General features: G+C 58.7%; 27 protein-coding genes. 11 read left to right on the top strand and 16 right to left on the bottom strand.

Annotated elements, in window-relative coordinates; all coding sequences use genetic code 11:
• Positions 1-36: 36 nt before the first annotated feature.
• The 3 genes from LG376_RS11395 to LG376_RS11385 all read right to left on the bottom strand — a co-directional run bounded on the left by LG376_RS11395 (position 37) and on the right by LG376_RS11385 (position 1,469).
• A complete protein-coding gene (locus LG376_RS11395) occupies positions 37-315 on the bottom strand; it encodes a hypothetical protein (RefSeq protein ID WP_005323615.1) in 279 nt (92 codons plus the stop codon).
• A gap of 41 nt (positions 316-356) precedes the next feature.
• Positions 357-878: a transcription elongation factor GreA gene (gene greA, locus LG376_RS11390; protein WP_023021898.1), complete on the bottom strand. Its 522-nt coding sequence runs from the start codon at positions 876-878 to the stop codon at positions 357-359.
• Between the two features lie 120 nt (positions 879-998).
• On the bottom strand, positions 999-1,469 hold the full coding sequence (locus LG376_RS11385) for a DUF4307 domain-containing protein (protein WP_049378451.1): 471 nt from the start codon (positions 1,467-1,469) through the stop codon (positions 999-1,001).
• 95 nt (positions 1,470-1,564) lie between these two features.
• Here LG376_RS11385 and mca point away from each other — a divergent pair, with 95 nt between their 5' ends.
• Genes mca through LG376_RS11370 form a run of 3 tightly spaced genes read left to right on the top strand, consistent with a single transcriptional unit; the run spans position 1,565 to position 3,559 of the window.
• Positions 1,565-2,455, top strand: a complete 891-nt coding sequence (mca, locus tag LG376_RS11380; protein WP_225747196.1) for a mycothiol conjugate amidase Mca — start codon at positions 1,565-1,567, stop codon at positions 2,453-2,455.
• A 3-nt stretch (positions 2,456-2,458) separates the two neighbouring features.
• Complete coding sequence (locus tag LG376_RS11375) at positions 2,459-2,770, top strand: hypothetical protein (RefSeq protein WP_204609642.1); 312 nt, start codon at positions 2,459-2,461, stop codon at positions 2,768-2,770.
• A gap of 12 nt (positions 2,771-2,782) precedes the next feature.
• Positions 2,783-3,559, top strand: a complete 777-nt coding sequence (locus LG376_RS11370) for an isoprenyl transferase (protein ID WP_049378454.1) — start codon at positions 2,783-2,785, stop codon at positions 3,557-3,559.
• Positions 3,560-3,562: 3 nt separating this feature from the next.
• Here the strand turns inward: LG376_RS11370 and coaA are convergent, their stop codons facing one another.
• Positions 3,563-4,489, bottom strand: a complete 927-nt coding sequence (coaA, locus tag LG376_RS11365) for a type I pantothenate kinase (protein ID WP_049378455.1) — start codon at positions 4,487-4,489, stop codon at positions 3,563-3,565.
• Positions 4,490-4,607: 118 nt separating this feature from the next.
• On the opposite strand from coaA, the gene glyA reads away from it, so the two are divergent.
• The gene (gene glyA / locus LG376_RS11360; RefSeq protein WP_225747195.1) at positions 4,608-5,891 is read left to right on the top strand and encodes a serine hydroxymethyltransferase; all 1,284 of its coding nucleotides are present in this window, start codon (positions 4,608-4,610) and stop codon (positions 5,889-5,891) included.
• Here glyA and LG376_RS11355 read toward each other — a convergent pair.
• A complete protein-coding gene (locus LG376_RS11355; RefSeq protein ID WP_023021891.1) occupies positions 5,888-6,217 on the bottom strand; it encodes a DUF5997 family protein in 330 nt (109 codons plus the stop codon). The genes glyA and LG376_RS11355 overlap by 4 nt on opposite strands.
• Positions 6,218-6,288: 71 nt before the next feature.
• Between LG376_RS11355 and LG376_RS11350 the strand changes: the two genes are divergently transcribed.
• From LG376_RS11350 to LG376_RS11335, 4 genes are all read left to right on the top strand, one after another.
• Positions 6,289-6,963, top strand: a complete 675-nt coding sequence (locus LG376_RS11350) for a LysR family transcriptional regulator substrate-binding protein (protein WP_049378457.1) — start codon at positions 6,289-6,291, stop codon at positions 6,961-6,963.
• Positions 6,964-7,109: 146 nt separating this feature from the next.
• Entirely contained in the window at positions 7,110-7,745 is a 636-nt protein-coding gene (locus LG376_RS11345; protein ID WP_225747194.1) for an LGFP repeat-containing protein, read from the top strand.
• 184 nt (positions 7,746-7,929) lie between these two features.
• Positions 7,930-9,294 carry a PhoH family protein gene (locus LG376_RS11340; protein WP_225747193.1) on the top strand — a complete coding sequence of 455 codons (1,365 nt, stop codon included), beginning with the start codon at positions 7,930-7,932 and terminating at the stop codon, positions 9,292-9,294.
• 78 nt (positions 9,295-9,372) lie between these two features.
• On the top strand, positions 9,373-9,942 hold the full coding sequence (locus tag LG376_RS11335; RefSeq protein WP_049378460.1) for a GNAT family N-acetyltransferase: 570 nt from the start codon (positions 9,373-9,375) through the stop codon (positions 9,940-9,942).
• 152 nt (positions 9,943-10,094) lie between these two features.
• Here the strand turns inward: LG376_RS11335 and LG376_RS11330 are convergent, their stop codons facing one another.
• The 5 genes from LG376_RS11330 to glpX all read right to left on the bottom strand — a co-directional run bounded on the left by LG376_RS11330 (position 10,095) and on the right by glpX (position 15,163).
• Positions 10,095-10,304, bottom strand: coding sequence for a hypothetical protein (locus LG376_RS11330; protein ID WP_225747192.1), 210 nt, complete (start codon positions 10,302-10,304; stop codon positions 10,095-10,097).
• On the bottom strand, positions 10,304-11,872 hold the full coding sequence (locus tag LG376_RS11325; RefSeq protein WP_225747191.1) for an MDR family MFS transporter: 1,569 nt from the start codon (positions 11,870-11,872) through the stop codon (positions 10,304-10,306). Before LG376_RS11325 ends, LG376_RS11330 begins: the two co-directional genes overlap by 1 nt.
• Positions 11,866-12,489 (bottom strand): TetR/AcrR family transcriptional regulator, encoded by a 624-nt coding sequence (locus LG376_RS11320; protein ID WP_225747190.1) that lies wholly within the window; start codon positions 12,487-12,489, stop codon positions 11,866-11,868. The genes LG376_RS11325 and LG376_RS11320 overlap by 7 nt, the downstream gene beginning before the upstream one ends.
• Before the next feature lie 174 nt (positions 12,490-12,663).
• On the bottom strand, positions 12,664-14,064 hold the full coding sequence (locus LG376_RS11315; protein ID WP_225747189.1) for a class II fumarate hydratase: 1,401 nt from the start codon (positions 14,062-14,064) through the stop codon (positions 12,664-12,666).
• Between the two features lie 85 nt (positions 14,065-14,149).
• Positions 14,150-15,163, bottom strand: a complete 1,014-nt coding sequence (gene glpX / locus LG376_RS11310; RefSeq protein ID WP_225747188.1) for a class II fructose-bisphosphatase — start codon at positions 15,161-15,163, stop codon at positions 14,150-14,152.
• 188 nt (positions 15,164-15,351) lie between these two features.
• Between glpX and LG376_RS11305 the strand changes: the two genes are divergently transcribed.
• Entirely contained in the window at positions 15,352-15,921 is a 570-nt protein-coding gene (locus LG376_RS11305; RefSeq protein ID WP_225747187.1) for a DUF4245 domain-containing protein, read from the top strand.
• Here the strand turns inward: LG376_RS11305 and LG376_RS11300 are convergent.
• From LG376_RS11300 to xseA, 3 genes are read right to left on the bottom strand one after another with little or no spacing between them, the layout of a single operon-like run.
• Entirely contained in the window at positions 15,905-16,273 is a 369-nt protein-coding gene (locus LG376_RS11300; protein WP_225747186.1) for a hypothetical protein, read from the bottom strand. The two genes, LG376_RS11305 and LG376_RS11300, sit on opposite strands and share 17 nt — an antisense overlap.
• A complete protein-coding gene (locus LG376_RS11295) occupies positions 16,273-16,542 on the bottom strand; it encodes an exodeoxyribonuclease VII small subunit (protein WP_225747185.1) in 270 nt (89 codons plus the stop codon). Before LG376_RS11295 ends, LG376_RS11300 begins: the two co-directional genes overlap by 1 nt.
• Before the next feature lie 21 nt (positions 16,543-16,563).
• Positions 16,564-17,805, bottom strand: coding sequence for an exodeoxyribonuclease VII large subunit (gene xseA, locus LG376_RS11290; protein WP_225747184.1), 1,242 nt, complete (start codon positions 17,803-17,805; stop codon positions 16,564-16,566).
• 141 nt (positions 17,806-17,946) lie between these two features.
• Here xseA and LG376_RS11285 point away from each other — a divergent pair, with 141 nt between their 5' ends.
• Positions 17,947-18,897 carry a 4-hydroxy-3-methylbut-2-enyl diphosphate reductase gene (locus tag LG376_RS11285; RefSeq protein WP_225747183.1) on the top strand — a complete coding sequence of 317 codons (951 nt, stop codon included), beginning with the start codon at positions 17,947-17,949 and terminating at the stop codon, positions 18,895-18,897.
• A 65-nt stretch (positions 18,898-18,962) separates the two neighbouring features.
• Here LG376_RS11285 and LG376_RS11280 read toward each other — a convergent pair whose 3' ends face one another.
• The 3 genes from LG376_RS11280 to LG376_RS11270 all read right to left on the bottom strand — a co-directional run bounded on the left by LG376_RS11280 (position 18,963) and on the right by LG376_RS11270 (position 22,405).
• Positions 18,963-19,766 (bottom strand): DUF4282 domain-containing protein, encoded by an 804-nt coding sequence (locus LG376_RS11280; protein ID WP_225747182.1) that lies wholly within the window; start codon positions 19,764-19,766, stop codon positions 18,963-18,965.
• Positions 19,767-19,828: 62 nt separating this feature from the next.
• Positions 19,829-20,899 carry a DNA recombination protein RmuC gene (locus LG376_RS11275; protein ID WP_225747181.1) on the bottom strand — a complete coding sequence of 357 codons (1,071 nt, stop codon included), beginning with the start codon at positions 20,897-20,899 and terminating at the stop codon, positions 19,829-19,831.
• A gap of 36 nt (positions 20,900-20,935) precedes the next feature.
• Positions 20,936-22,405 carry an AI-2E family transporter gene (locus tag LG376_RS11270; RefSeq protein ID WP_225747180.1) on the bottom strand — a complete coding sequence of 490 codons (1,470 nt, stop codon included), beginning with the start codon at positions 22,403-22,405 and terminating at the stop codon, positions 20,936-20,938.
• A gap of 47 nt (positions 22,406-22,452) precedes the next feature.
• Here LG376_RS11270 and ychF point away from each other — a divergent pair, with 47 nt between their 5' ends.
• A complete protein-coding gene (ychF, locus tag LG376_RS11265; protein WP_225747179.1) occupies positions 22,453-23,538 on the top strand; it encodes a redox-regulated ATPase YchF in 1,086 nt (361 codons plus the stop codon).
• The last annotated feature ends 43 nt before the right edge of the window (positions 23,539-23,581 follow it).

Genomic DNA, 23,581 nt, shown 5'->3' with positions numbered 1-23,581 from the left:
AAGGGCCGAGGATATCCCTCGGCCCTTCAAGCCTTATTACTGCTGTGGCAGTTCGGTGGCGGTACCGTTCAAGTGCGGCTGCGCTGGTTCTTCTGGAACACCGGACTCGACTACAGGTGCTTCCTCTTCAACAACGGTCTCGGGTGCGGAAGAGCTGGTCTCAGCATCTTTCTGCATCGGGGCCTCACCGGTGAAGGTGGAGGCATTTTCTACCTTGGAATCAGAATCCTGCTGGTTCGGTGGGTGGCAAGCAGCGAGGGAGAGGCCAGCAGTGAAGACCAAGCCAGCGGCAGCGAAACGGGAGAACTTCTTCATGGGGATGTGCTCTTTCTCCAGAGTGGTAAGTGGTTAAAAGTTTAGGACTCGCGTGGAGTAGCGGCCTTAGCAGAATCATACGGCGCTGCGGACTCGATGGTGACCGAAATGGTCTTGCCATTCGGAGCGGTGTACTCGCGGGTCTCGCCCTCTTGTGCGCCAAGGATGGCAGCGCCCAGCGGGGACTGCTCGGAATAGGTTTCTAGGTCCTTGTTATCGGAAGCAGCGGCGCGGGTACCGATGAGGAAGGTCTCCTTATCGTCCTTGTCACCGTTGTAGTAAACGTGAACTACGGAACCGGTGTGGGCAACGCCCTCCTGAACAGCACCGCGCTCGGTGGTGGCATTCGCAAGAACCTCAGAAATCTGCTTAATGCGGGCCTCTTCCTGGTCCTGCATCTCACGTGCGGCGTCGTAACCGGCGTTCTCTTTGAGGTCGCCTTCCTCACGGCGCTCGTTGATTTCAGCCGCGACTACTGGGCGGTGGTCGATGAGCTCCTGCAGCTCGGCCTCGAGCTTCGCCTTGGTTTCTGGGGTGATGTACTGCTTTTGCTGCTCAGCCATTCTGCAACCTTCCGTAGATAGGAATTGTGGTCAAAGCCCCTGCTAATCCCTGGGGCTATAGGTAAAAGTGGAACCGGGCATATACCCAGTTCTAGGCGCTACAAATCCTAGCACACGCGGCTAGCGGCTTTCCGCGTAGTCAGGGTTATCCATATCCAAGTATTCGGGGATATTGCCGGAACAACCATAGGCCCCGCCAGCTACGGCACGAGCGTTGGTTGGCACGTCGACAGCGATGCGCTGGGTTTCGTTTCCGCCCGCGGGAACAGAGAATTCACGGCGGCCTACTTCGGACTTGGAATAGTCATAGGCTTGGACAATGCAGTAGGCATCTTCATCGGTGTGATTGCGGGTGACATCGACCCAAACGCGGGTGGAATCATCGCTCAAAACCTCCTGGGTCACGATGGACACCTGTGCGTTCACCCGCTCCTTTTCCTGGAAATACCGGAATCCGAAGAAAATAAGCGCGATAAAAATGGCGACAAAGATGAGCACCAGCGCCTTATTAGTCCAGCTACCAGAGTTCTTTTCAGAGGAGCCGCGGGAGCCGTAGCGGGCGGCTGAGCGAGAGTTTCCGGCGGAAGTCATGGCTTCCACTCTAGTCGAGGACCACGGTTTTCCAATTATCTACTAGGATAATCATCTGTTCAAAGAACCTAGATTAATAAGGGGATGGATTTTCAGTGAGCGATTTTCGCCTACTAGCTATCCACGCGCACCCAGACGATGAATCTTCCAAGGGTGCTGCAACCACCGCGCGCTATGCCGCAGAAGGCAATGAGGTCCTGGTACTGACCTGTACCGGTGGTGAGCGCGGCGATGTGATTAACCCCGCCATGGACCGCCCGGGAATCAAGGAAAAGATGGGCGAGGTCCGCCGGGAAGAAATGGCTAACGCTGCGCGGGCACTGGGCGTACAACATCGCTGGCTGGGCCACGTTGATTCCGGATTGCCCGACCCAGTTGAAGGCAAGACTATGGAGGAATTGCTGCCGGAAGGCTGTTTCGCGTTGCTGGGAGATGACACCGTCGCGCAGGAATACGTCCAGGTTATCCGTGAATTTCGCCCACACGTCATTGTCACCTATGACGAAAATGGTGGTTATCCGCACCCAGACCATTTGATGGTGCACCGGGCTTCCATGATCGCGTGGGAGAAGGCAGGCGATGCCGAGTACCACCCAGAGCTGGGTAAGCCGTGGGAGCCGCTGAAGCTGTACTATTCGCACGGCTTTGTTTATCAGCGCATGAAGATGTTCCATGATCTGCTCCTAGAAGAAGGTAATACCAGTCCTTATGGGCCAATGTTGGCGCGTTGGGACACCGCTTTTGGCGATATCATGGCGCGTGTAACCACCCAGGTGGAATGCGCGGATTACTTCAGCAATCGCGAGGAGGCCTTGCGGGCGCACGCCACGCAGATCGATCCGGCGGGTGCCTTCTTGGCGACGTCGGTGGAGGTACAGCAGCGCCTTTGGCCCACCGAGGAGTTCGAGCTGGCGAAGACCCGTGTTTCTACCTCCCTGCCAGAAAATGACCTTTTTGCCGGCATCGAAGAGAAAGAGGAGGCCTAAGACATGAGTATGTATGGCTCTTTCGTTCTGGCCGCACATGACGTATTTGTACTCGCCCAAGGAACTGAGGGCGCCGAAGGTGGCCCAATGGGCCCTGAATTTGGCAAAGCTTCGCCCATTGGCCTGCTGATCCTGGCGCTTATGGGAGTTGCGGTGTTGTTTGCGGGCTGGAATTTCCATCGCCGTTACTCACGCTTTCGCCGCCGCATGATGTTTGCGGAGGATCACGGAATCGATCCATTCGATGAGGAAGCCGTGGATGAGGCGATGAAGGAAGCCGGCATTTACGATAACCGCAAGAAGTCCATTTTCTAGGCGGATAGACTAATGAGCGTGAGTTCTCTCAAGCAGCTGGCCTACCCAGCTTATGAAGCCCGTCTGGCGCGCCTGATCAAGGGAAAGCCGCAGCCTAAGCACATAGCCATTATGGCCGACGGCAATCGTCGGTGGGCGCGTGAGGCTGGGTTTACCGATATCAGCCATGGTCACCGCCAAGGCGCGAAGAAGATCGGAGAGATGATCTCGTGGTGCCGCGATACTGATATCGAGGTGGTCACCATTTATTTGCTGTCCACAGAGAACCTGAAGCGCAGCGAGCAGGAAGTAGAGCTGCTCTTTGACATCATCTCGGACGTTGTCACGCACCTATCCCATAGCGACGTCGGCTGTCAGGTGCGCTTGGTTGGCCACCTCGACCTACTCCCAGATGATATCCGCCAGCGCATGGTGACGGCAGCGGCAGAAACCAAGGACAATACCGGGGTCATCGTCAATGTGGCGGTAGGCTATGGCGGACGCCAAGAAATTGTGGACGCCGTGCAGAACTTGGTGCGTGCGGAAGCAGAGAAAGGAACTACCGCAGCGGAGATGGCGGACCGCGTCACCGCAGATTCCATTGGGGAACACCTATACACCAAGGGACTTCCGGACCCGGATTTGGTCATCCGCACCTCTGGTGAACAACGCCTGTCGGGCTTCCTCCTGTGGCAGGCCGCGTACTCCGAGATCTGGTTCACGGATACTTACTGGCCAGCATTCCGCAAGGTGGACTTCCTGCGTGCCTTGCGGGATTACTCCCAACGTTCGCGCCGCTTTGGCAAATAGGCTCTAGAGCTTGCGCATCCGCACCTGTTCTACCAGGTGATGCGAGCCCTTTTTCAGCACAAGGGAGGCTCGCACACGGGTCGGCAGGATATTTTCCACCAAATTCGGCAGGTTAATGGACTGCCAAATTTCGCGAGCTTGAGCGCGGGCTTCCTCATCGTTCATGTCTGCAAAGGCAGAGAAGTGGGCGTTGGGCTCGCGGAAAGCGGTGTGGCGCAGAGTAAGGAAGCGGTCGATATACCACTGCTCGATATCGTCGGTGCGGGCATCAACATATACCGAGAAATCAAAGAGGTCCGCCACGGTCAGCGTGGGGCTCGTCTGCAGGACGTTGAGCCCTTCCAGAATAAGGATGTCGGGCTGGTTTACTTCTTGGTATTCCCCGTCCACAATGTCATAAGAGATATGGGAATAAAGCGGCGCCTTGACCAGAGGCTTTCCTGATTTTACGTCCGTGACAAAGCGAAGGAGTGCGCGCCGGTCGTAGGATTCTGGAAATCCCTTGCGTTGCATGAGGCCGCGTTTCTTGAGGGTTTCGGTGGGGAAGAGGAAGCCGTCGGTAGTAACGAGCGCGACCTTGGGGTGGGAGTCCCAGCGTTGCAGGAGCACCTGAAGGAGGCGGGCAGTGGTGGATTTTCCTACTGCCACGGAGCCGGCCACACCGATGACAAAGGGAACGTGCGTCGGAGGGTTGCCTAAGAAGGACTCGGTAGCCGTGGTGAGCTGCTGGCGCGCCATGACCTGCATATGGATAAGGCGGGAGAGGGGGAGGTAGACATCAGCCACCTCATCCAAGTCGATGCGATCTCCTAGGCCGCGAAGCTTTTCCACCTCGGTTTCCGTGAGCACCTGAGGCATGGATTTACGCAGTTCACGCCAGGTCTCGCGATCAAAATCTAGGTAGGGACTCGAATCCAATGTGCGCGCCATGGCTCCATTGTTGCACTTGCATAATCTGTGGGTAAAAGTATGCCCCCTTAGGGAGCATGGCACGATAAGATATGCAGCATCCCATACCGCTTGATTTTGAGAAGGGGACCACACCTTTATGGCTTCTTTTACCTCTGACCTCCGCGACCTCGATCCGGACGTATTCGGCGCAATTCAGGGAGAGATTTCCCGCCAGCGCGAAACCCTGGAAATGATCGCCTCTGAGAACTTTGTGCCTCGCGCCGTGCTCCAGGCACAGGGCTCCGTGCTTACCAACAAGTACGCCGAGGGCTACCCGGGGCGCCGCTACTACGGTGGCTGCGAGCATGTCGACGTCGTGGAAGACCTAGCTCGCAGCCGCGCTAAGGAGCTCTTTGGTGCGGAATTCGCCAACGTTCAGCCGCACTCCGGTGCGCAGGCGAACGCAGCGGTGCTTTCCACCATCGCTGAGCCGGGCGACAAGATTTTGGGCCTGTCCCTGGCTCACGGCGGCCACCTTACCCACGGCATGAAGTTGAACTTCTCTGGCAAGCTTTATGATGTCGCTGCCTACGAGGTGGATCCAGAGACCATGCGTGTGGACATGGATAAGCTGCGCGAGCAGGCGCTGAAGGAAAAGCCGAAGGTCATTATCGGAGGCTGGTCTGCCTACCCGCGCACCATGGATTTCGCGGCCTTCCGTGAAATTGCTGATGAGGTCGGCGCTTACCTGTGGGTAGATATGGCCCACTTTGCTGGTCTCGTGGCGGCCGGCCTGCACCCGAGCCCAGTGCCTCACGCGGATATCGTGTCCACCACCGTGCATAAGACCCTGGGGGGCCCGCGCTCCGGCATGATTTTGGCCAAGCAGGATTACGCCAAGAAGATCAATTCTAATGTCTTCCCAGGGCAGCAGGGCGGACCGCTGATGCACGTGGTCGCAGCCAAGGCCATCGCCATGAAGATTGCCGCTACAGAGGAATTCAAGGAGCGCCAGGAACGCACCTTGGAGGGGGCTCGCATTCTGGCAGAGCGCCTAACCGCCGAAGATGCCAAGGCAGCTGGCGTGGACGTGCTCACCGGCGGCACCGATGTGCACTTGGTCTTGGCGGACCTGCGCAATTCCGAATTGGATGGACAGCAAGCAGAGGATCTGCTGCATGAAGTAGGCATCACTGTTAACCGCAATGCCGTACCGAATGACCCGCGTCCGCCGATGGTCACCTCTGGCCTGCGCATTGGTACTTCTGCGCTGGCAACCCGCGGTCTCGATGCCGAGACCTTCACCGAGGTTGCAGATATTATCGGTACCGCTTTGGTGCAGGGCAAGAATGCCGATGTGGAGGCCCTGCGCGCTCGTGTGGACAAGATTGCCGAGCACTACCCGCTGTATGAGGGCCTCGAGGACTGGAAGCTGGTCTAGTCCTTCACCTCATGGCCACGGGCCTGCGCCATGGTGGCGCGGGCCTGCTGGAGCCATTCCGGCTGCTCTTGGAGGAGCTGATTGATTTCCGCCGTGGTCAGCGGCTTATCCATATCGTTCTTCTTGAGCGCGGTAACCGAGATGCCTAGCTTATGGGCAACCTCAGGGCGGGGATGAGGCCCTTCGCGGCGCAAGGTTTGCAGCCACTCGGGCGGGTTATGCTGCAATTCGCGCAGCTCTTCGTGGCTAATGGCACTATTTTGGAACTCGTCCGGCGCGGCGGGCAGGTAGATGCCTAGCTTCTTCGCCGCGGTTTGGGCACGCATGGCGGTGCCGGATGGTTGCTTTTGTTCTTCAGTCACGCTTTTACCGTAGCACTTTCAGTAGACTGTCCTCTATGCTGCGCTTAGCTTTTGCCACCGGTACAGAACCTGGAAAGTGGTTCCGCCGATTCGAGGAAAATACTGCTCATGGTGGCTTGTACACCGTTGATGCGGACGATGCGCTAGCCCCGCTGGTAGCCGGCGAGGTGGACCTAGCCCTTGCGCGCTTGCCGGATGCGCGGGTGGATGAAACCTTTCATGTGGTGCGACTTTATAAAGAGGCTCCTGGCATTGCCGTTCCCAAAGACTCAGTCTATGCGGAGGTGGGCGAGGAGCTTGCGCTTGCCGACGTCGCCGATGAACACCTCAACTACCGCCTCGCCGATTCCGGGCTCGTCGATGTCCCCGCCGTCCGCGACGCCCTGCAGGTAGTGGCGGCCAATGTGGGTATCGCGATTGCGCCGCGGCCCCTGTTGAAGGTCCTGAGCAAAAAGCAGGTGGTGCCGTTGAGCCTTAAGGACGAGTCCGTGCCGGTGACGGAGATTGCATTGGTGTGGCGCAAGGACGATGATGGGGAGGCAATTCAGGACTTCGTGGGCGTCGCTAAGGGCCGCACGGCGCGTTCCTCCCGCCAAGAGAAGCCGAGGCGCAGCGCCAGGGAAAAGGCGAAGGCGAAGCAGGCGCGGAGAAACGTTAACAATTCGTTACAAAAGAAAAAGAAGGCCCCTAAGCAGCGCAAACGTAGGTAGCCCTTTACTGTTTGCTGTCTACTTCCTGTCCGGGTGGGTGGCACCAGCTGGGAGTCGTCGTTACGGTGGGCGTCGTTCGTCATGAAGGGCGATTTAACAATAAATTTAGAATTAACTTACTTTCTTGATGAAAGGATGATGCAGTAATGCAGAAGATGACCCGTCGCATCGCAGGTGGTTTTGCAGCCGCAACCCTGTCCGTTGCTCTCGTAGCGTGCTCCGATGCCGAGGACGCAGCTAACGATGCTAAGGATTCCGCCGGCTCCGTAGCAGCAGACGCTACCGACGCTGCTGGCTCCGCTGCTGCTGAGGCTACTTCCAATGATGACGCGGACGACAAGGATGACGCCGACGATGCGGACGCTTCCGACGACGCCGACGACAAGGATGACGCCGACGACAAGGACGGCGCTACCAAGTCCATCGCTACCGCTAACGGTGACGTAGACGTTCCGGCTGATTTCGCTTCCGCTATTGAAGAGAAGAAGGCTGAGTGGGGCGACGTAAAGAGCATCGAGCAGGGTGACGATGATGAGTTCCTCGCTAACTTCGATAACGGCAACCTGCTGACCTTCGACGACGATGAGGGCGCTCAGCCTATCGTCGGCAAGATTGCTGAAACCTGGAAGGAGCAGGGCGGCCTGGACTCTGATGTAGGCCTGCCTAAGGCTGCTGAGGAAAAGGCTGCTCAGGGCAAGGGCTGGACCCAGCAGTTCGACGATGGCGTAATCTCCTGGATCCAGGACGAGAGCGGCAAGTTCACCTCTTCCGTAGAGAAGTAAAAAGCTCCTTTAGAGCTCCTCCCTCTGCAGCATGTGCTGCGGAGGGATTTTTCGTTTTCTTAATGTTCATCTTGCACCCATGTAATTTCAACCTTCGGTGCCTACTTTGGGTGGCAACCCCGGGGATTCGGGGTGATTCGGAAGAAGTCTGATCTACCGCACACTAAGGGAGAACCCTGCCATCATGTCTCGTCCCTCTGTACTTTCTACTCCGCTTGCCGCTACTGCTAACACCGTCGCTACCAAGACCTATGTAGTGGATACTTCGGTCTTGCTGTCTGACCCTTGGGCCCTGCGCAAATTTGCAGAACACGATGTGGTCCTTCCCGTTGTAGTTATTTCTGAACTAGAAGGAAAACGTCATCACCCGGAGCTTGGCTGGTTCGCCCGCCAAGCTCTTCGCTTTTTGGAGGAGCTGCGCGCTACCTATGAGGCCTTAGACCAGCCGGTTCCCGTCAACGTGGATGGCGGCACCCTGCGCGTGGAATTGAACCATCAAGACCAATCCTTGCTGCCTACCGCGTTCCGCGGGCCAGAAGGCGACCACCGCATCTTGGCGTGCGCTCTCAACCTTGCGCACGAAGGGAAGGACACCGTGCTGGTCACGAAGGACGTGCCGCTGCGTGTAAAGGCCGGTGCGGTAGGCGTGCAAGCGGATGAGTATCACGCCCAGGACGTAGTCTTGACCGGCTATACCGGACTGGCGACGGTGCAAACCAGCTCGGATGTCATCGATGCCCTCTATCGTGATGGGGAAGTCATGCTAGACGGCGTCGAAACTGACAAGGGTACCGCCGTGGAGGATCTGCCGGTGCACTGCGGCTTGACCTTGGCGGCGGGTGCGCAATCCGCGCTGGGTCGCATGAGCGCTGATGGCGTGGTCGAGCTCGTACGTGGTGATATCAATGCCTTTGGCCTTCAGGGACGCTCCGCGGAGCAGCGTATCGCTTTGGATTTGCTGATGGACCCAAACGTAGGAATTGTCTCTATCGGTGGCCGCGCCGGCACCGGCAAGTCGGCACTTGCGCTTTGCGCCGGTTTGGAGGCGGTGCTCGAGCGCGGGGAGCACCGGCGCATTGTGGTCTTTCGCCCGATGTATGCGGTTGGCGGGCAGTCGCTGGGATACTTACCGGGCACTGAATCGGACAAGATGAACCCGTGGGCGCAGGCGGTCTATGACACCTTGGAGGGCTTGGTGTCTGACAACGTCATGGAAGAAGTGCACGAGCGCGGCCTCATCGAGGTCTTGCCCCTGACGCATATTCGCGGTCGTTCGCTGCATGATGCTTTTGTCATCGTGGATGAGGCGCAGTCCTTGGAGCGAAACGTCTTGCTTACCGTGCTTTCTCGGTTGGGGAAGGGCTCGCGAGTAGTTCTTACTCACGATGTGGCGCAGCGCGATAACCTTCGTGTGGGCCGGCACGACGGAGTCCAAGCAGTGATTGAAAAGCTCAAGGGACATGAGCTTTTTGCGCATATTACGCTGCAGCGTTCTGAGCGCTCTGCCATTGCGGAGCTCGTCACTGACCTGTTGGAAGGCGGCAACTAGTTCGATTTCGTTCGCGTTTGGCGATCTTTATGTGTACAGCGTGGCGAAGCTGGGCCTAGCCCAGTAATAATGTTGTATATGAGCGAGAACGCTAAGCAGACGTCTTCGGACGACAAGAAGAAAGATTTCCGCATCCGCCCCTTTACCGCGGCGGACTACCCGCAGATGCGAGAGATCTATGAACAGGGGCTCAATACTGGGCACGCTACCTATGAGACCCGATCCCTGACCTTTGAAGAATTCAAGGCTGGCAAGATCATGCCTTCGGTGCATGTGGCCGTTGAAGCAGATGATGATTCTAAGGTCTTAGGGTGGGTTTCCGCGGCACCGGTATCTACCCGCACCGTCTTCCACGGAGTGGTGGAGGACTCCATCTACCTAGGAGCCGAGGCACAAGGACGCGGCATTGGCGGCGCACTTCTAGACCGCCTGATCGAGGTGTGCCAGGACCTGCACAAGTGGGCCATCCACTCATGGATTTTCCCTGAAAATGCAGGTTCTGCGGGGCTGCACAAGTCGCGTGGCTTCGTGAAAGTAGGCACCTACTCGCATATGGCGAAGATGACCTACGGCGAGCTTGCGGGCCAGTGGCGCGATACCGACGTATATGAGCTGCTTTTGCCCAAGCCGGAGGAAAAGAAGCGGTAGCTTCCCCAGCGCATACAAGCCCCTGCTCGAACCACACTCGTGGTAACGATGGCAGGGGCTTTTTGCTGAGGCCTTAGAACGAGGGAAACGCTACACTGCAGGAACGTCCCAGGTGCCAAACCAACGCTGAGCTTGTGAGCGCATTTCCTCGCTCAAGCGGCTAAAGCGCGGGATCGGGGTACAGTGCGCGCGGGCTTGCGCCACGCCTCGATGGGACCGGACTGGATTTCCAACGCCGCGTGAAGGCCGCCGGGGGCATAGCCGAGGGCGGATTCAATGGGGGCGTCGGCAAGCGGGAGTGCATCGCGCAAGGCGTGCAGCTCTCGGCTTGTGGCCTGTACTTCTGCAGGTGAAAGTGACACTAGTCAATCGTTTCCTTCAAACGCTCCTCGCGCAGTGGCAGGAGGAGGATGAGGGCGACGATAACCAGCGGAACCATCAGGGCGATGACCGGGGTCAGGCCATCATTATAGGAGTTGAGGATTGCTTCCTCGATGGGCTTGGGGAAGGACGCAACCAAATCCGGGGTGAGGCTATTGGCACCGCCATTGGCATCGCCAAACTTCTCCGCGTAGGCGGCACCCTCCGGTCCCATCTGCTGGAAAGCTTCAGGCATGCGGGTGGCCATCTCATCCTTCATATTGTGGATGAACATGGAGCCAACCAGGGACGCACCCAGTGCGGAACCGATCTGGCGGAAGAAGTTATTCGCCGCGGTAGCCGTACCCACCTGGGACAGGGGGAAGGAGTTCTGGACGATGAGCACGAGGACCTGGATAACCATGCCCAGACCGATGCCGAAGACCAGGAATTCGCAGCCCAGCTGCGTTAGAGAAGTCTCCACGGAGAGGTGGGACATCCAGAACAGGGCGCCGGCGGTAATCGCCAGGCCGATGATGGGGTAGACCTTGTAGTGACCGGTGCGGGCGATGATAAAGCCCACGCCAGTGGAGGTACCGATAAGGCCCACCATCATCGGAATCATCATGAGACCCGCCTTGGTTGGGGTCAGGGTGTGCACCATCTGCAGGTAGGTTGGCATGTAGCCCAGAACACCGAACATTGCCAGGCCAAGTACCACGCCGGAGAGGGTGGTCAGGGCCATGTTGCGGTTCTTGAATAGGCGAACCGGGATGAGCGGTTCCTTGGCGCGCAGCTCCACAAAGACGGTGATGATGGCGCCGATGATGGTGATGGCACCCAAGGTGAGGATCATGGAAGAGCCCCACTCGTACTCGGTGCCGCCCCAGGTGGTCATGAGGATAAGGGAGGCGGTGGTGATGGCGATGAAGGTAGCACCAAGCCAGTCAAAGCGCTTCATATCGGCATCACCCACGCGCAGGTGCAGCACGAGGGTGCACACGATGATGGCGAGGATACCCAGCGGGATGTTCATCCACATGCCCCAGCGCCAGCCCGGGCCGTCGGTGAACCAGCCGCCGAGGACGGGGCCGAGAACCGAGGACAGGCCGAAGACGCCGCCCATGATGCCCATGAACTTGCCGCGCTCACGGGAGGAGGTGACCTCGGCGATGATGGACTGGGAGGAAATCATCATAAAACCTGCGCCAAAGCCCTGCACAGCGCGGGCGATGATCAGCAGCGTCATGGAGTTAGCAAAGCCGCCGAGGGTAGAGCCTACGACGAAGATGGCGATACCGCCGATGTAGAGCCACTTGCGGCCCAGCATGTCACCCAGCTTGCCGGAAATGGGCATGGCGATGGTCATGGTGACAAGGAAGGCGGAGATGACCCAGCTCATGTGGTCGACGCCGCCCAGCTCACCAACGATGGTTGGAAGAGCAGAAGAGAAGATCATTTGGCCCAAAGAGCTCATCAGCATGGTGAGCATCAAAGCCGAGAAAATGAGCCCGAGGTTATCGGCTCGGGACTGACCCTGCGAAGGGGCCTTTGCGGCCGTATCTACCATCGCATTCCTTTCATAAAATCTGTTATTAGCGTGAGGGAAGTATCGAGTCGCGCGTCGAGCTCTTCGCTGCAATCTGCATCGGGGGATGCCATCGCGAGCCACAGTGCCTCGCGGACGAGGCCGGCGATGAGCATCGCCTCGGTACTTGCGGAGCAGTTATCGAGGACGCGAAGTTCCGGTTCTGTGGTGAGGCGTTCTTCAATGAGATCGATAAGCTCAATGGATTTTGCCCGCTTCCGGCTGATTGCCGCCGCGGCCGCATCAGGATCATTAGAGATGCGCTTGCGGCGGTCCCGGATGGTCGGGTTGATGTGGTGGCCTTCCATATGCTGCCTGACCAACTGGAGGACGAGTCCTACCATGCTGGTTGTTGGCTCAGTGAGGAAGAATTCCCGCATCTCCTCCGTAAACTCGGTGCTCGGGGCGCCCAGTACGGCGGATTCTTTGGAATCGAAATAATTGAAGAAAGTGCGCCGAGAAATACCGGCTACTTCGCAGATCCTCTCAATCGTGACCGCGCTAAAGGATTGTTCATCCACCAGCTTCGTGGCGGCATCCTCAATGCGCAGGCGAGTCTCGAGGCGCTTCTGCTCGCGTAGTGATAATTCTTCTTGCACGCCAGGCAACTTTACACTCGGTGCAAACTTGCACCAAGTGCAAAAGTGGTGATTTTAGAGGTGCGTTTCCTCTAATGTGTGCTATGCCATAGCGCTTGCCGACGCCCCCCTTACCCCAGACATGCAAAACCCCGCCCGAGTCCTGCCCGGGCGGGGAAGCGGTGCGGCGATTACTTAGAAGTTATCGCGGTCGCGGTTGGTCATGCTCAGCACGTTGAGGCGCTTATCCAGCTCTTCCTCGGTGAGGTTTTCGCCGTCGACGAAGCCCAAGTCAATAACGGCCTGGCGGACGGTGATCTTCTCGTGCAGGGCGTGCTTTGCTGCCTTAGCTGCGTTTTCGTAGCCAATGGCGGAGTTGAGCGGGGTCACGATGGAAGTGGACGACTCCGCAAAGTGCTTCATGCGCTCCTCGTTGGCCTCGATGTGATCGATGCACTTATCGGCGAAGACGCGGGAAGCATTAGCCAGCAGGCGAGCGGACTCGAGTACGTTGCGCGCCATCATCGGGATGAAGACGTTGAGCTCGAAGTGGCCCTGAGCACCGCCGAAGGCTACGGCTGCGTCGTTGCCAACCACCTGGCCCGCCACCATGGTGACGGCCTCTGGGATAACCGGGTTGACCTTACCCGGCATGATGGAGGAACCCGGCTGCAGATCCTTCAGGTGAATCTCGGCCAGACCAGTCAGCGGGCCGGAACCCATCATGCGCAAGTCATTGGCAATCTTATTGAGGGATACAGCAATCGAGCGCATGGCGCCGGAGAATTCCACCAAGCCATCGCGGGCAGCCTGTGCCTCGAAGTGGTTTTCTGCTTCCTTCAGTTCCTTCACGCCGGTGAGCTTCTTTAGCTCCTCGGTGACCTTCGCGCCGAAGTCAGCGGAGGTATTCAGGCCGGTACCTGTGGCGGTGCCGCCGATGGCCAGCTCACCCAAGCGCGGCAGGGTGGCCTCAATGCGTTCGATGCCCAGCTCGATCTGGCGGGCGTAGCCGCCGAATTCCTGGCCCAGGGTAACCGGGGTGGCATCCATCAGGTGGGTGCGGCCGGCCTTGACCACGTCGGCGAATTCCTTGGCCTTAGTGGTCAAGGATTCGTGGAGGACCTTCAGGCCCGGGATGAGGTCATTGACGGCAGCTTCCGTAGCAGCTACGTGCGTGGCGGTGGGGAAGGTGTCATTAGAGGACTGGCCCATATTCACGTGGTCATTTGGGTGAATTTCCACGCCATTGTTATGCGCCAAGGAGGCAATAACCTCATTGGTATTCATATTGGACGAGGTACCGGAACCGGTCTGGAATACGTCGATTGGGAAGGCGTCGTTATGCTTGCCCTCGGCGATTTCGGTGGCGGCAGCAATGATGGCATCCGCCTTATCCGCATCCAGCTTGCCGGAATCTTTATTTACCTGGGCGCAGGCTGCCTTGAGCAGGCCAAGGGCGCGAATCTGTGCATTCTCCAGGCCGCGGCCAGAGATAGGGAAGTTGTCCACTGCGCGCTGGGTCTGTGCACGCCACAGGGCATCTGCAGGAACCTTAACTTCGCCCATGGTGTCATGTTCGATGCGGTATTCAGTCATGTGAAGATCACCTCAGTTAATTGGGTAGTGTGTGCTTTCCAGTATGGCGGAGAACTAAAAGAAGGGCCGCCTTCGGGGGTGAACCCTACTTCTTGGTTGGCGTGTCGTAGTCCACGACGGAATACTCCTGCAGCTTGGACAGCTTGTGGATGGAGTCGATGTAGCGGATGGTGCCGGACTTGGAGCGCATGACCAACGAGCGGGTAGTAGCGCCGGAATTGCGGTAGGAAACACCGCGCAGCATGTCACCATTGGTCACGCCGGTGGCGGCGAAGTAGCAGTTTTCAGAGGAGACCAGATCAGTAGTGGTGAGGACGCGGTCCAAATCATGGCCGGCGGCGCGGGCCTTTTCTGCTTCCTCTTCATCCTTCGGCCACAGCTTGCCCTGGATCTCGCCGCCCATGCAGCGCATCGCGCAGGCGGTAATGATGCCCTCTGGGGTGCCGCCGATGCCCATCATCATGTCGATGGAGTTTGAATCCTGGCAGGTGGCGATGGCGCCGGCTACGTCACCATCCATGATGAGGCGCACCTTGGCGCCTGCGGCGCGAATTTCAGAGATGAGCTGCTCGTGACGAGGACGGTCAAGGACCACCACGGTCAGATCGGAGGGGCGAATATTCTTCGCCTTTGCCACGGACTGGATATTCCACTCCACGGACTCGTTGATGTCGATAGCGCCAACTGCCTCGGGGCCAACGGCAATTTTTTCCATGTAGAAGACTGCGGAAGGGTCATACATGGTTCCGCGTTCGGCAGCCGCAATGACGGAGATAGCGTTGGGACGGCCTTCTGCCATCAAACGGGTACCGTCGACCGGGTCTACGGCGATATCCATGGCGGCACCCTCGCCGGTGCCTACCTCTTCGCCGTTAAAGAGCATGGGGGCCTCATCCTTTTCGCCCTCACCAATGACAACGACGCCGTTCATCGCTACGGAATTGATGAGCTTGCGCATGGCGTCGACCGCCGCGCCATCGCCCTCATTCTTCTGGCCGCGGCCTACCCAGCGGCCGGAAGCGAGCGCTGCTGCCTCGGTGACACGAACCAGTTCCATTGCCAGGTTGCGGTCAGGAAGATAAGACGTATTTTCGGACATGTGTAGTGGTTGCCTTCCATAGTTTTCTCATCGAGGGGTGTTCCCCTTGATGCTCTACCTTTCCATTCTCGCACTTTTTTGCTCTAATGGGTTCGATTTTGCGCCCCATTTGTGGGGGATTGACAGATCTTTCGGGGCAAAAGGGGCCGTGTGGCTTTTTGAAAGCAGGCCGTGCGATACTAAGGCGCGTGGCTGCAGAAGAAAGACCAAAGATTTTTGAAGGCGCGAAGGACATCTCCCTGTCCCTCGCAGTCGTGGTGATTATGATGCTGCTCGCCGTGGGAGCGACCGGCCTGTGCTCAATTAACTCCGAAACCCAGCAGGGCGCGGTGCAGGAAGTGGATGAACAAACCTTCCTAGACACCCAAGCCCGCGCAGGGGTCGGTGCAATTCGCAATCCCGAAATGCCAGAGGGCTGGGAGGCCAATGCTGCCCGCCGCGTAGATATGGGCGGCGAGAACGCCACCGTGGTCAGCTGGGTGACCGCTGACCAAGGGTTTGTGGAATCTACGCAGACGCAGGTCGCGGCCGATAAAGCGGGCGAGGCGTACGACTCCAACTACCGCGGCATTGAATCCGCCCGCGAGGTCAAGGGGCACCAAGTGCGGGTGCTAGAAAGCGACGATGATTCCGTGCGCCGCCTGTGGGTTACGGATTTGGGCGATGCCCGCCTCATCATTTCCGGCGCTGCGGACGACAGTGACTTTGAGGCTGCTACCGCTGCGTTTATCGACGCCGCACCTATAGCCGAAAAATAACCTCGCCCAAGCCTTCTTTCGCGGCGGTAGCGCTAAGACCGTCGCCGGCCTGGGCAATAACCTTCGCCAAAGCCTCCGCATCCAGGCCGCTGAGGCGTGTCTTTCCGGCAAAGACATCGATGCGCTCACGCTGCGAGCGCTGCGGATAAATAGCAATCTCGCGTACTTTGTCGTCCGTAAAGCGCAGCACCACGGATCGGGAGAAGTAGCTCACCTCATTATCGTCGCGGGTGTGTGCAGGACCGAAGAATTCTTCTACGAAATCTCGGGAATCGCCCGCCATGATGGAACCGGCGGCCGCGGATTTCGACACAAAATCCACGCGCTCGCCTGGATAACCATAGATCTGCACTACTCGTCTCCTTCAGCGTCTGCGTCCTCGGCCTTATCGAGCGCGTCTTCCACACGCTTCGCCGCGCCGTCGAGGTGCGCCTCGCACGCACGCGCAAGGGCCTCGCCGCGCTCCCAATACTTTAGCGACTCATCCAAGCCCATCTGCCCAAGCTCGAGAATCTTCACGGTCTCAATAAGCTCATCGCGGACTTGCTCATAGCTCAATTCTTCTACTGGGGTAAAAGCATCCTGGCCTGGCTGGCCGGTACCAATGGTGTCATCGGACATGTTTTTCTCCTCGGTTGGTGATTAATCGGCGGCCTGGGAGGCCATAGAAACTGCGGTAATAGATCCATCGCCCACTCGAATGCGCAGTTGAGCGCCAGGCGGGGATTGCTTATAAGAGGTGACAACCTCGGGCTCGGAACCGTCCATGGGCACTACCTGGACAATGGAGTATCCGCGGGCGAGAGTCGCCGACGGTCCCAACGCCGATACGCGGGCGCGCAGCGATTCCACGTGGCGGGTTTCCCGCTCCACCATGACTTCAATTTCTCGCCGCATGGTAGCGCGGGTTCGCTCCACCTCCTCGCGGCGCGCACGGATAGGGGTCATCGGGTCTGCCATGACAGGCCGGGAACGAATATTGTCGAGGCCGCGCCGTTCCCTTTCCACCCAGCCGCGCAGCGCGGCCGCCATGCGAGAGCGAGCCTCTGCGACGATGGCGCGTTCCTCGGCCACAGAGGGCACGACGCGTTTTGCGGCGTCGGTAGGCGTGGCGGCGCGCAGGTCGGCGACGTTATCGAGCACTGGGCTATCCGGCTCGTGGCCAATGGCAGAGACTACCGGGGTGCCGGCCGCCGCCACTGCGCGCTGCAGTGCTTCTTCCGAGAAGGGCAGCAGATCTTCCACGGAGCCGCCGCCACGGGCGATGATGATGACGTCCACCTCAGGATCCGCATCAAGCTGCTGGAGCGCATCAATAACCTCGGGTACGGTATTCGCACCCTGAACCGCGGTATTGAGGACGCGGAATTGCACCGCCGGCCAGCGGTCATGGGCTACCGCCATCACATCCCGCTCTGCAGCAGAACCACGGCCGGTAATCAGCCCAATTTTGTGCGGCAGGTAGGGGAGAGGTCGCTTGCGTGCGGGATCGAAAAGGCCTTCAGCAGCTAGCTGTTGGCGCAGCTTTTCAATGCGAGCAAGCAGATCGCCAATGCCCACATGACGAATTTCGGTGGTCCACAGTGAAAAGGATCCGCGTCCAGCGTAAAAGGCGGGCTTACCGTGGACAATGACGCGGTCGCCGTCTTTCAGCGGTGCTGACAATGACTGCAACATCGATGATGGGCAAGTCAATTGCACGGACTTTTCCTGCTGTACGTCACGCAGAGTGAGGTAGGACAGCTTCCAGGTGGGCTTGAAGTTAATTTGGGTCAACTGACCCTCTACCCACAGGTAACCCAGGCGCTCGATCCAGCCCTTGACTTGGTCATTGACCTTGCCAACGGGCCAGGGAGTATCCGGAGTATTTGCCGGTTGATTCACACAGCCTCCCTTTCTTCAGTCTGCCGTGTTCTTCCGTCTAGTTTAGGGGCCAGCGCGGTCTATTGCCCCGCTCGGGGTAGCCAGAAAGGTGACGTTAGGCCCCACTATTGTTTTGCGTAGTGTTTCGATACTCTGGGAGCCATGACTGATGGTAAAAATGTTCTCCTCGCGGCCCCGCGCGGATACTGCGCAGGCGTGGACCGCGCGGTCGAGACCGTAGAAAAGGCGCTGGAAAAGTACGGCGCGCCCATTTATGTACGCAAACAAATCGTGCACAACCGTTACGTCGTAGAATCTCTGGCAAACCGCGGCGTCATCTTCGTCGACGAGGCCTCTGAGGCACCAGAAGGCGCCCACCTAGTCTTCTCCGCCCACGGTATTTCGCCTGCCGTGCGCGCAGAAGCAACGCAGCGCAAGCAGCTTACTTTGGACGCCACCTGCCCATTGGTGACCAAGGTGCACAAGGAAGCCCAGCGTTTCCAGCGCGATGGCTACCATATCCTTCTGGTTGGCCACGAAGGCCACGAAGAAGTAGAAGGCACTGCCGGCGAGGCACCTGAGGTCACCCACCTCGTGGATGGCATCGGGGACGTCGCCAAGCTGCCAGAGTTCCTGCAGGATGAGAAGCTTATCTGGCTGTCCCAGACCACGCTATCGGTGGATGAGACCATCACCATCGTCAATAAGCTGCGCGAGCGCTTCCCGCACTTGGAGAACCCGCCTTCAGACGATATTTGCTACGCCACCCAAAACCGCCAAGAATCCGTCAAGGCCATCGCCCCACAGTGCGACCTGATGATTGTGGTGGGCTCTAAGAACTCTTCTAACTCGGTGCGCTTGGTTGAGGTGGCGCTTGAGGCAGGCGCCAAGACTTCCCACCTCGTGGATTTTGCCAAGGAAATCGACGAATCTTGGTTGGAAGGCGTCCAGACGGTCGGCGTAACCTGCGGTGCTTCGGTACCTGAGTTGCTGGTACGCGAAGTGCTGGAGTTCCTGGACGAGCGCGGTTATAGCGACGTAGAACAGGTAACGACCTCTACCGAGACGATTACCTTCGCCCTACCGCGCGACCTGCGCCCAGCACGCACCTAAGTAGCGTTTGCCCATACGGCAGTCAAAACGGAAGAAAGGCCCGCAAACGGGCCTTTCTTTTTGCTTTAATCCTCGTCGTAGAGGTTATCGTCCCAACCTTGCTTGGGCTGTTCCTTCTCCTGCTGAGACGCCGGAACGGAATCGCCAGCGCGCCGGGCTGGATCAGGGCGCAGTGGATTGTCGCGTTCCTCTTGTTGCATTCGGCGGCGCTCTTCACGGTCGCGACCGCGTAGGCGATCCTTGGGCGCGGGGCGTGACTTCTTCAGCGTGTGCGAGGCGCGGGCGCGCTGCGGAGCGGCTTGAGACCGCTTGGAGTTCTTTGCCGGTTTATCGCGAGCCATCAAATCTGCAACCGATAGGCGTTCCTCGCGGTTGCGTCGGTCTTGTTCGGCGTTGGCACGGCGGGAAGCGGTTTCCATTTCGGCGGTGCGCTTGGCCGTCTTGCGGAAGCGCGCCCAGCGCAGCCAGGCGATGATTGCCGCGCCCACCAAGGCAATAAGGAGCCACAGGAACTTCTGGACAAGGGGGAAAGCGGCGGTGACGATCGCCGTCTTGGAAAACGCCGATGCGCCCTCTGGCAAGTTGGCCTTGGTGATAAAGAAACCGGCCACGACCACCGTTATGGCATACACAATGGGGATAAAAGCCACGGTGAGGAAAAGGCCCCGCTCTTCTACGATGAGCGCCACCAGCAGTGAGCCGATGACAAGGAACGCGAGGTAAGCCCACCCGATGGAACCCATCAGAATGGAAATAAACGCGCCGGTGAGCAAGAGTGCCGCGAGCAGCCCAAGACCCTTGCCCAGCGAGATGCTGGGGAGGCCGGAGCTTTGGGCGGCGGAGGACTTTCTTTGCTTGGCTTGTGACACGTCGGAAGATCCTACCGGTTGCCGCCGGCCCATGGCTATTTCCACGCACGAAAGCGGCGGATTTATAGTGCCGAATTTCCGCGAGGCCACGTATCAATAGGCAAGGGCTCCCGCGGGGTGCGATCCGTGCGGCCCGGGATATCCATCTCATGCAATTTGCGGGCGGTGACGCCCACGCGGGAATCGAGCGAGGAAAGCGTGGCGTTATAAGCTTCGACTGCCTTTTCCAGGTTATGGCCCACCTTTCCGTAGTGATCAGAAAGCGTATTCAGACGCGTATACAGTTCGCGCCCCAAGCGCTGGACCTCCTTTGCCTTGGCGGAAATATCTTCCTGGTGCCACCCCATGGCCACCGTGCGCAAGAGCGCAAAAAGCGAGCTGGGGGTGGCGATCACTACATTGCGTTCAAAGGCGTACTCAAAAAGTTCCGGGTCCACCGATAATGCGGCATCAAGGAAGGGGTCTGCGGGAACGAAGAGGATAACGAACTCGGGCGTTGGTTGAAACGCCTCGATATAGTCCTTCTGCGATAGTGCTTGGACGTGGCCGCGCATTAAATGCGCGTGGCGGCGGAGGAAGCCGGCGTGCTCTTCCGGGTCATCGGTTTCCAGGGCGTCAAGGTAAGAGGTAAAAGGAACCTTGGCATCGACGATGATGTGGCGGCCACCGGCCAAATGGATGAGCATGTCAGGGCGTACGATGCGCCCGCCCAATGGGGCGGAGACCTGGCAATCAAAGTCCACATGTTTGGTCATACCGCCGAGCTCAACCACGCGCTCCAGTTGCACCTCGCCCCAACGGCCACGCACATTGGGTGAGCGCAAAGCGGTCACTAGTTTGTCGGTGCGTTCGGTCAGGCGGGAGGAGGTGCGGGTCACCGCCTGCACCTGGCTGGAGAGGGAGGCGAGCAGCGCGGTGCGGTCTTCCTCAATTTCTTGGAGCTGAAATCCCAAGCGGTCCATGGCCTTTTCTAGCGGTTGGAGTTCGGCTTGGCGGCGCTGCGAGTCTTGCAGCGCGCGGTGCTCGGCGCTCGGCGCGGAGCGCGTAGCGGAGTAAGAATGGGCTAACCAGCCCATTACCGCGCCGAGGATGAGGCCGATAAAAAGTAGCAGCACGGGCAAAGTGGAAGTCATGGCTTCCAGCATGGCACGCGTTGCCGACACGGCCCACTATTTTTTCGAATCTCCGTTCAAAAGGCCTTCGAAGGCGTCGCGGGCGCGGCGCAGGTTTGCGCGCATGCCGGGCTTTTCATGTTCTTTGGGAGTGGACTCCACGTTGAGGGCGGCGTCGAGGGAATAGGAATCGCCGTCTGCAGAGACGTCGGCAAACGCGCCTTCTGGGGCTGCATAGTCCGGCATGTTGAGCCATGCTTCGCGCTTATAACGCCCTTGGTCTTCGGTGTAACGGCCGATGAGATAACCAGCAACGGTAGAAAAGTCCAGATCCGCGGCGGACTTTTCACCCGACTGCAGCTTCATCATGTCTTGGCCGTAGCGGTAGGCCACCGCAAACATAGCGGCCGTCGGAACCGCGAGGAAGCCACCTATCAGGCCAAAGAGAGCTGAGCCTACCGTTACGGAAACTAGGACGATAACCGGGTGCAGGTCCATAGCCTTGGACTGCAGCCAAGGCGAGAGAACATTGCCTTCCAACTGCTGGACCAGCAACACCAGGCCGAGGACGAGCAGAGCCTTGGTTACGCCAAGGGAGACCAACGCGATGGTGACGGAGAGGGCGCCGGCCACGATCGCGCCGACGAAGGGGATGAAGCCCGCGATAAAGGTGATGATCGCCAAAGCCATGGCCAGCGGAACGCCGATAAGGGCGAGGCCGACGCCGATAAAGACGGCGTCGACAAGCGAGACAACTGCCTGCGCGCGAATGAAGCCGCCCAGTGTCGCCCACGCGCGGGTAAGTAGCTCAGTAAGGTGCCAGCCGGCGCGCTTGCCCGTGGCATCGCGCAGCCAGGGAAGGAACTTAGTGCCGTCCTTCAGGAAGAAGAAGGTCAGCACCAGCACAATAAAGAGGGTGACCAGGATTGATGTGGCCGTGCCGATGCCGGTAAAGACCGAGCCTGCGATGGCGCCGGCACGTTGCTGCAGCCAGGACGCCGCCTCGTCAATGTAGCTACTCATGTCATCGCTATCGAGGTTAAGCGGTGGGCCCTGGGCCCAGAGTTGCAGGCTTTGGATGCCGGAGACCGTCTGCAAATACAGTGAACGGGATTGCCGCATGAAATCTGGGGCAACAAACGCAATGAGGCCGCCAACAGCCGTGAAAGAAACCAAAATGGTGACGGCGGCCGCCAACGCGGCGGGAAGGCCAATATCGCGCAGTTTCTTCGCCACCGGCGCCAGAACGGTGCAGATAATAAGGGCCAAAAGCACCGGCAAAAGCCCCTGCCAGAAGTTACCTAGCAAACGGTAGAGGGCGTAGAGGAAAACGCAGATGATGAGCAGCCGAACGGCCCATAGGGATGCGGACTTAATCACCTCGCCGGCGATGACCGAGCGGTCAACCTGATCGCCTGGTGGATGTGGGGATACATCCTCCAGCTTGCTGGTGTCAAAGCTTTCATCAAACTTATCGCCCAAGCCCGCTTGGGGGTCATCGGGCAGCGGTTGGTTATCAGAATTCACCCCACCATCTTGCCTTAAAAGAAGGCGGGTGCGTTAGGATTGGCCCCGTGAGTCTTACACTAGGAATCGTCGGCCTGCCCAATGTGGGCAAGTCCACTTTGTTTAATGCCCTGACCCGTTCCGAGATCCTGGCGGCGAACTACCCGTTTGCCACCATCGAGCCCAATGTGGGCCTGGTGGAGCTGCCGGATTCCCGCTTGACCCAACTGGCGGAGATGTTTAACTCTGAGCGCATCCTTCCTGCCACCGTGTCCTTCGTGGACATCGCCGGCATCGTCTCCGGCGCTTCGCAGGGTGAAGGTATGGGCAACGCGTTCCTAGCCAATATCCGCGAGGCAGACGCTATTTGCCAGGTGGTGCGCGCCTTCTCTGATGACAATGTTATTCACGTTGATGGCAAGGTGGACCCGCGCAACGATATCTCCGTTATTAATACCGAGCTCATTCTCGCGGACCTCCAGACCATCGAAAAGGCCCTGCCGCGCCTGGAAAAGGATGCGCGCAAGAACAAGGATTTGGCCGCCGAGGTGGAGGCAACCAAGAAGGCCCAGGAGATTCTGGAAGATGATCGCACCCTCTTCGCCGCGGCGAAGGAGGGCGAGATTGACCTCGCACTCGTGCGCGATCTGCACCTGATGACGGCTAAGCCCTTCCTCTATGTCTTCAATTCGGATGAAGCAGTGCTTACCGACGACGCTAAGAAGGAAGAACTCCGCCAGCTCGTCGCCCCAGCCGAGGCTGTATTCCTCGATGCGCAGACCGAAACCGAGCTGCTCGAGCTAGAAGAAGACGAAGCCCGCGAACTGCTCGAGGCCGTAGGCCAAGATGAGCCGGGCTTAGCTACCCTGGCTAAGGCAGGTTTTGCCACCTTGGGTCTGCAGACCTACCTCACCGCCGGTGAGAAGGAGGCCCGTGCGTGGACCATTAAACAGGGCTCTGCCGCACCGCAGGCAGCTGGAGTCATCCACACCGACTTTGAGAAGAAGTTCATTAAGGCCGAGATCGTTTCCTTCGATGACCTGGTAGACGCCGGCTCCATGGCTGAGGCTCGTGCGCATGGCAAGGTCCGCCAAGAGGGCAAGGACTACATCATGCAGGACGGCGATGTATGCGATTTTAAGATCGGCGGCTAATTCCACACCGCTCTGAAGTGGCCCTTTGTTAGAGGGGGAAGGC

Source organism: Corynebacterium sp. Marseille-P4611 (genome assembly GCF_916618765.1).
GTDB classification, from domain to species: Bacteria; Actinomycetota; Actinomycetes; order Mycobacteriales; family Mycobacteriaceae; genus Corynebacterium; species Corynebacterium marquesiae.
Note: the sequence above shows the minus strand (reverse complement) of the source record. Positions and strands in the feature narration are given on the sequence as shown.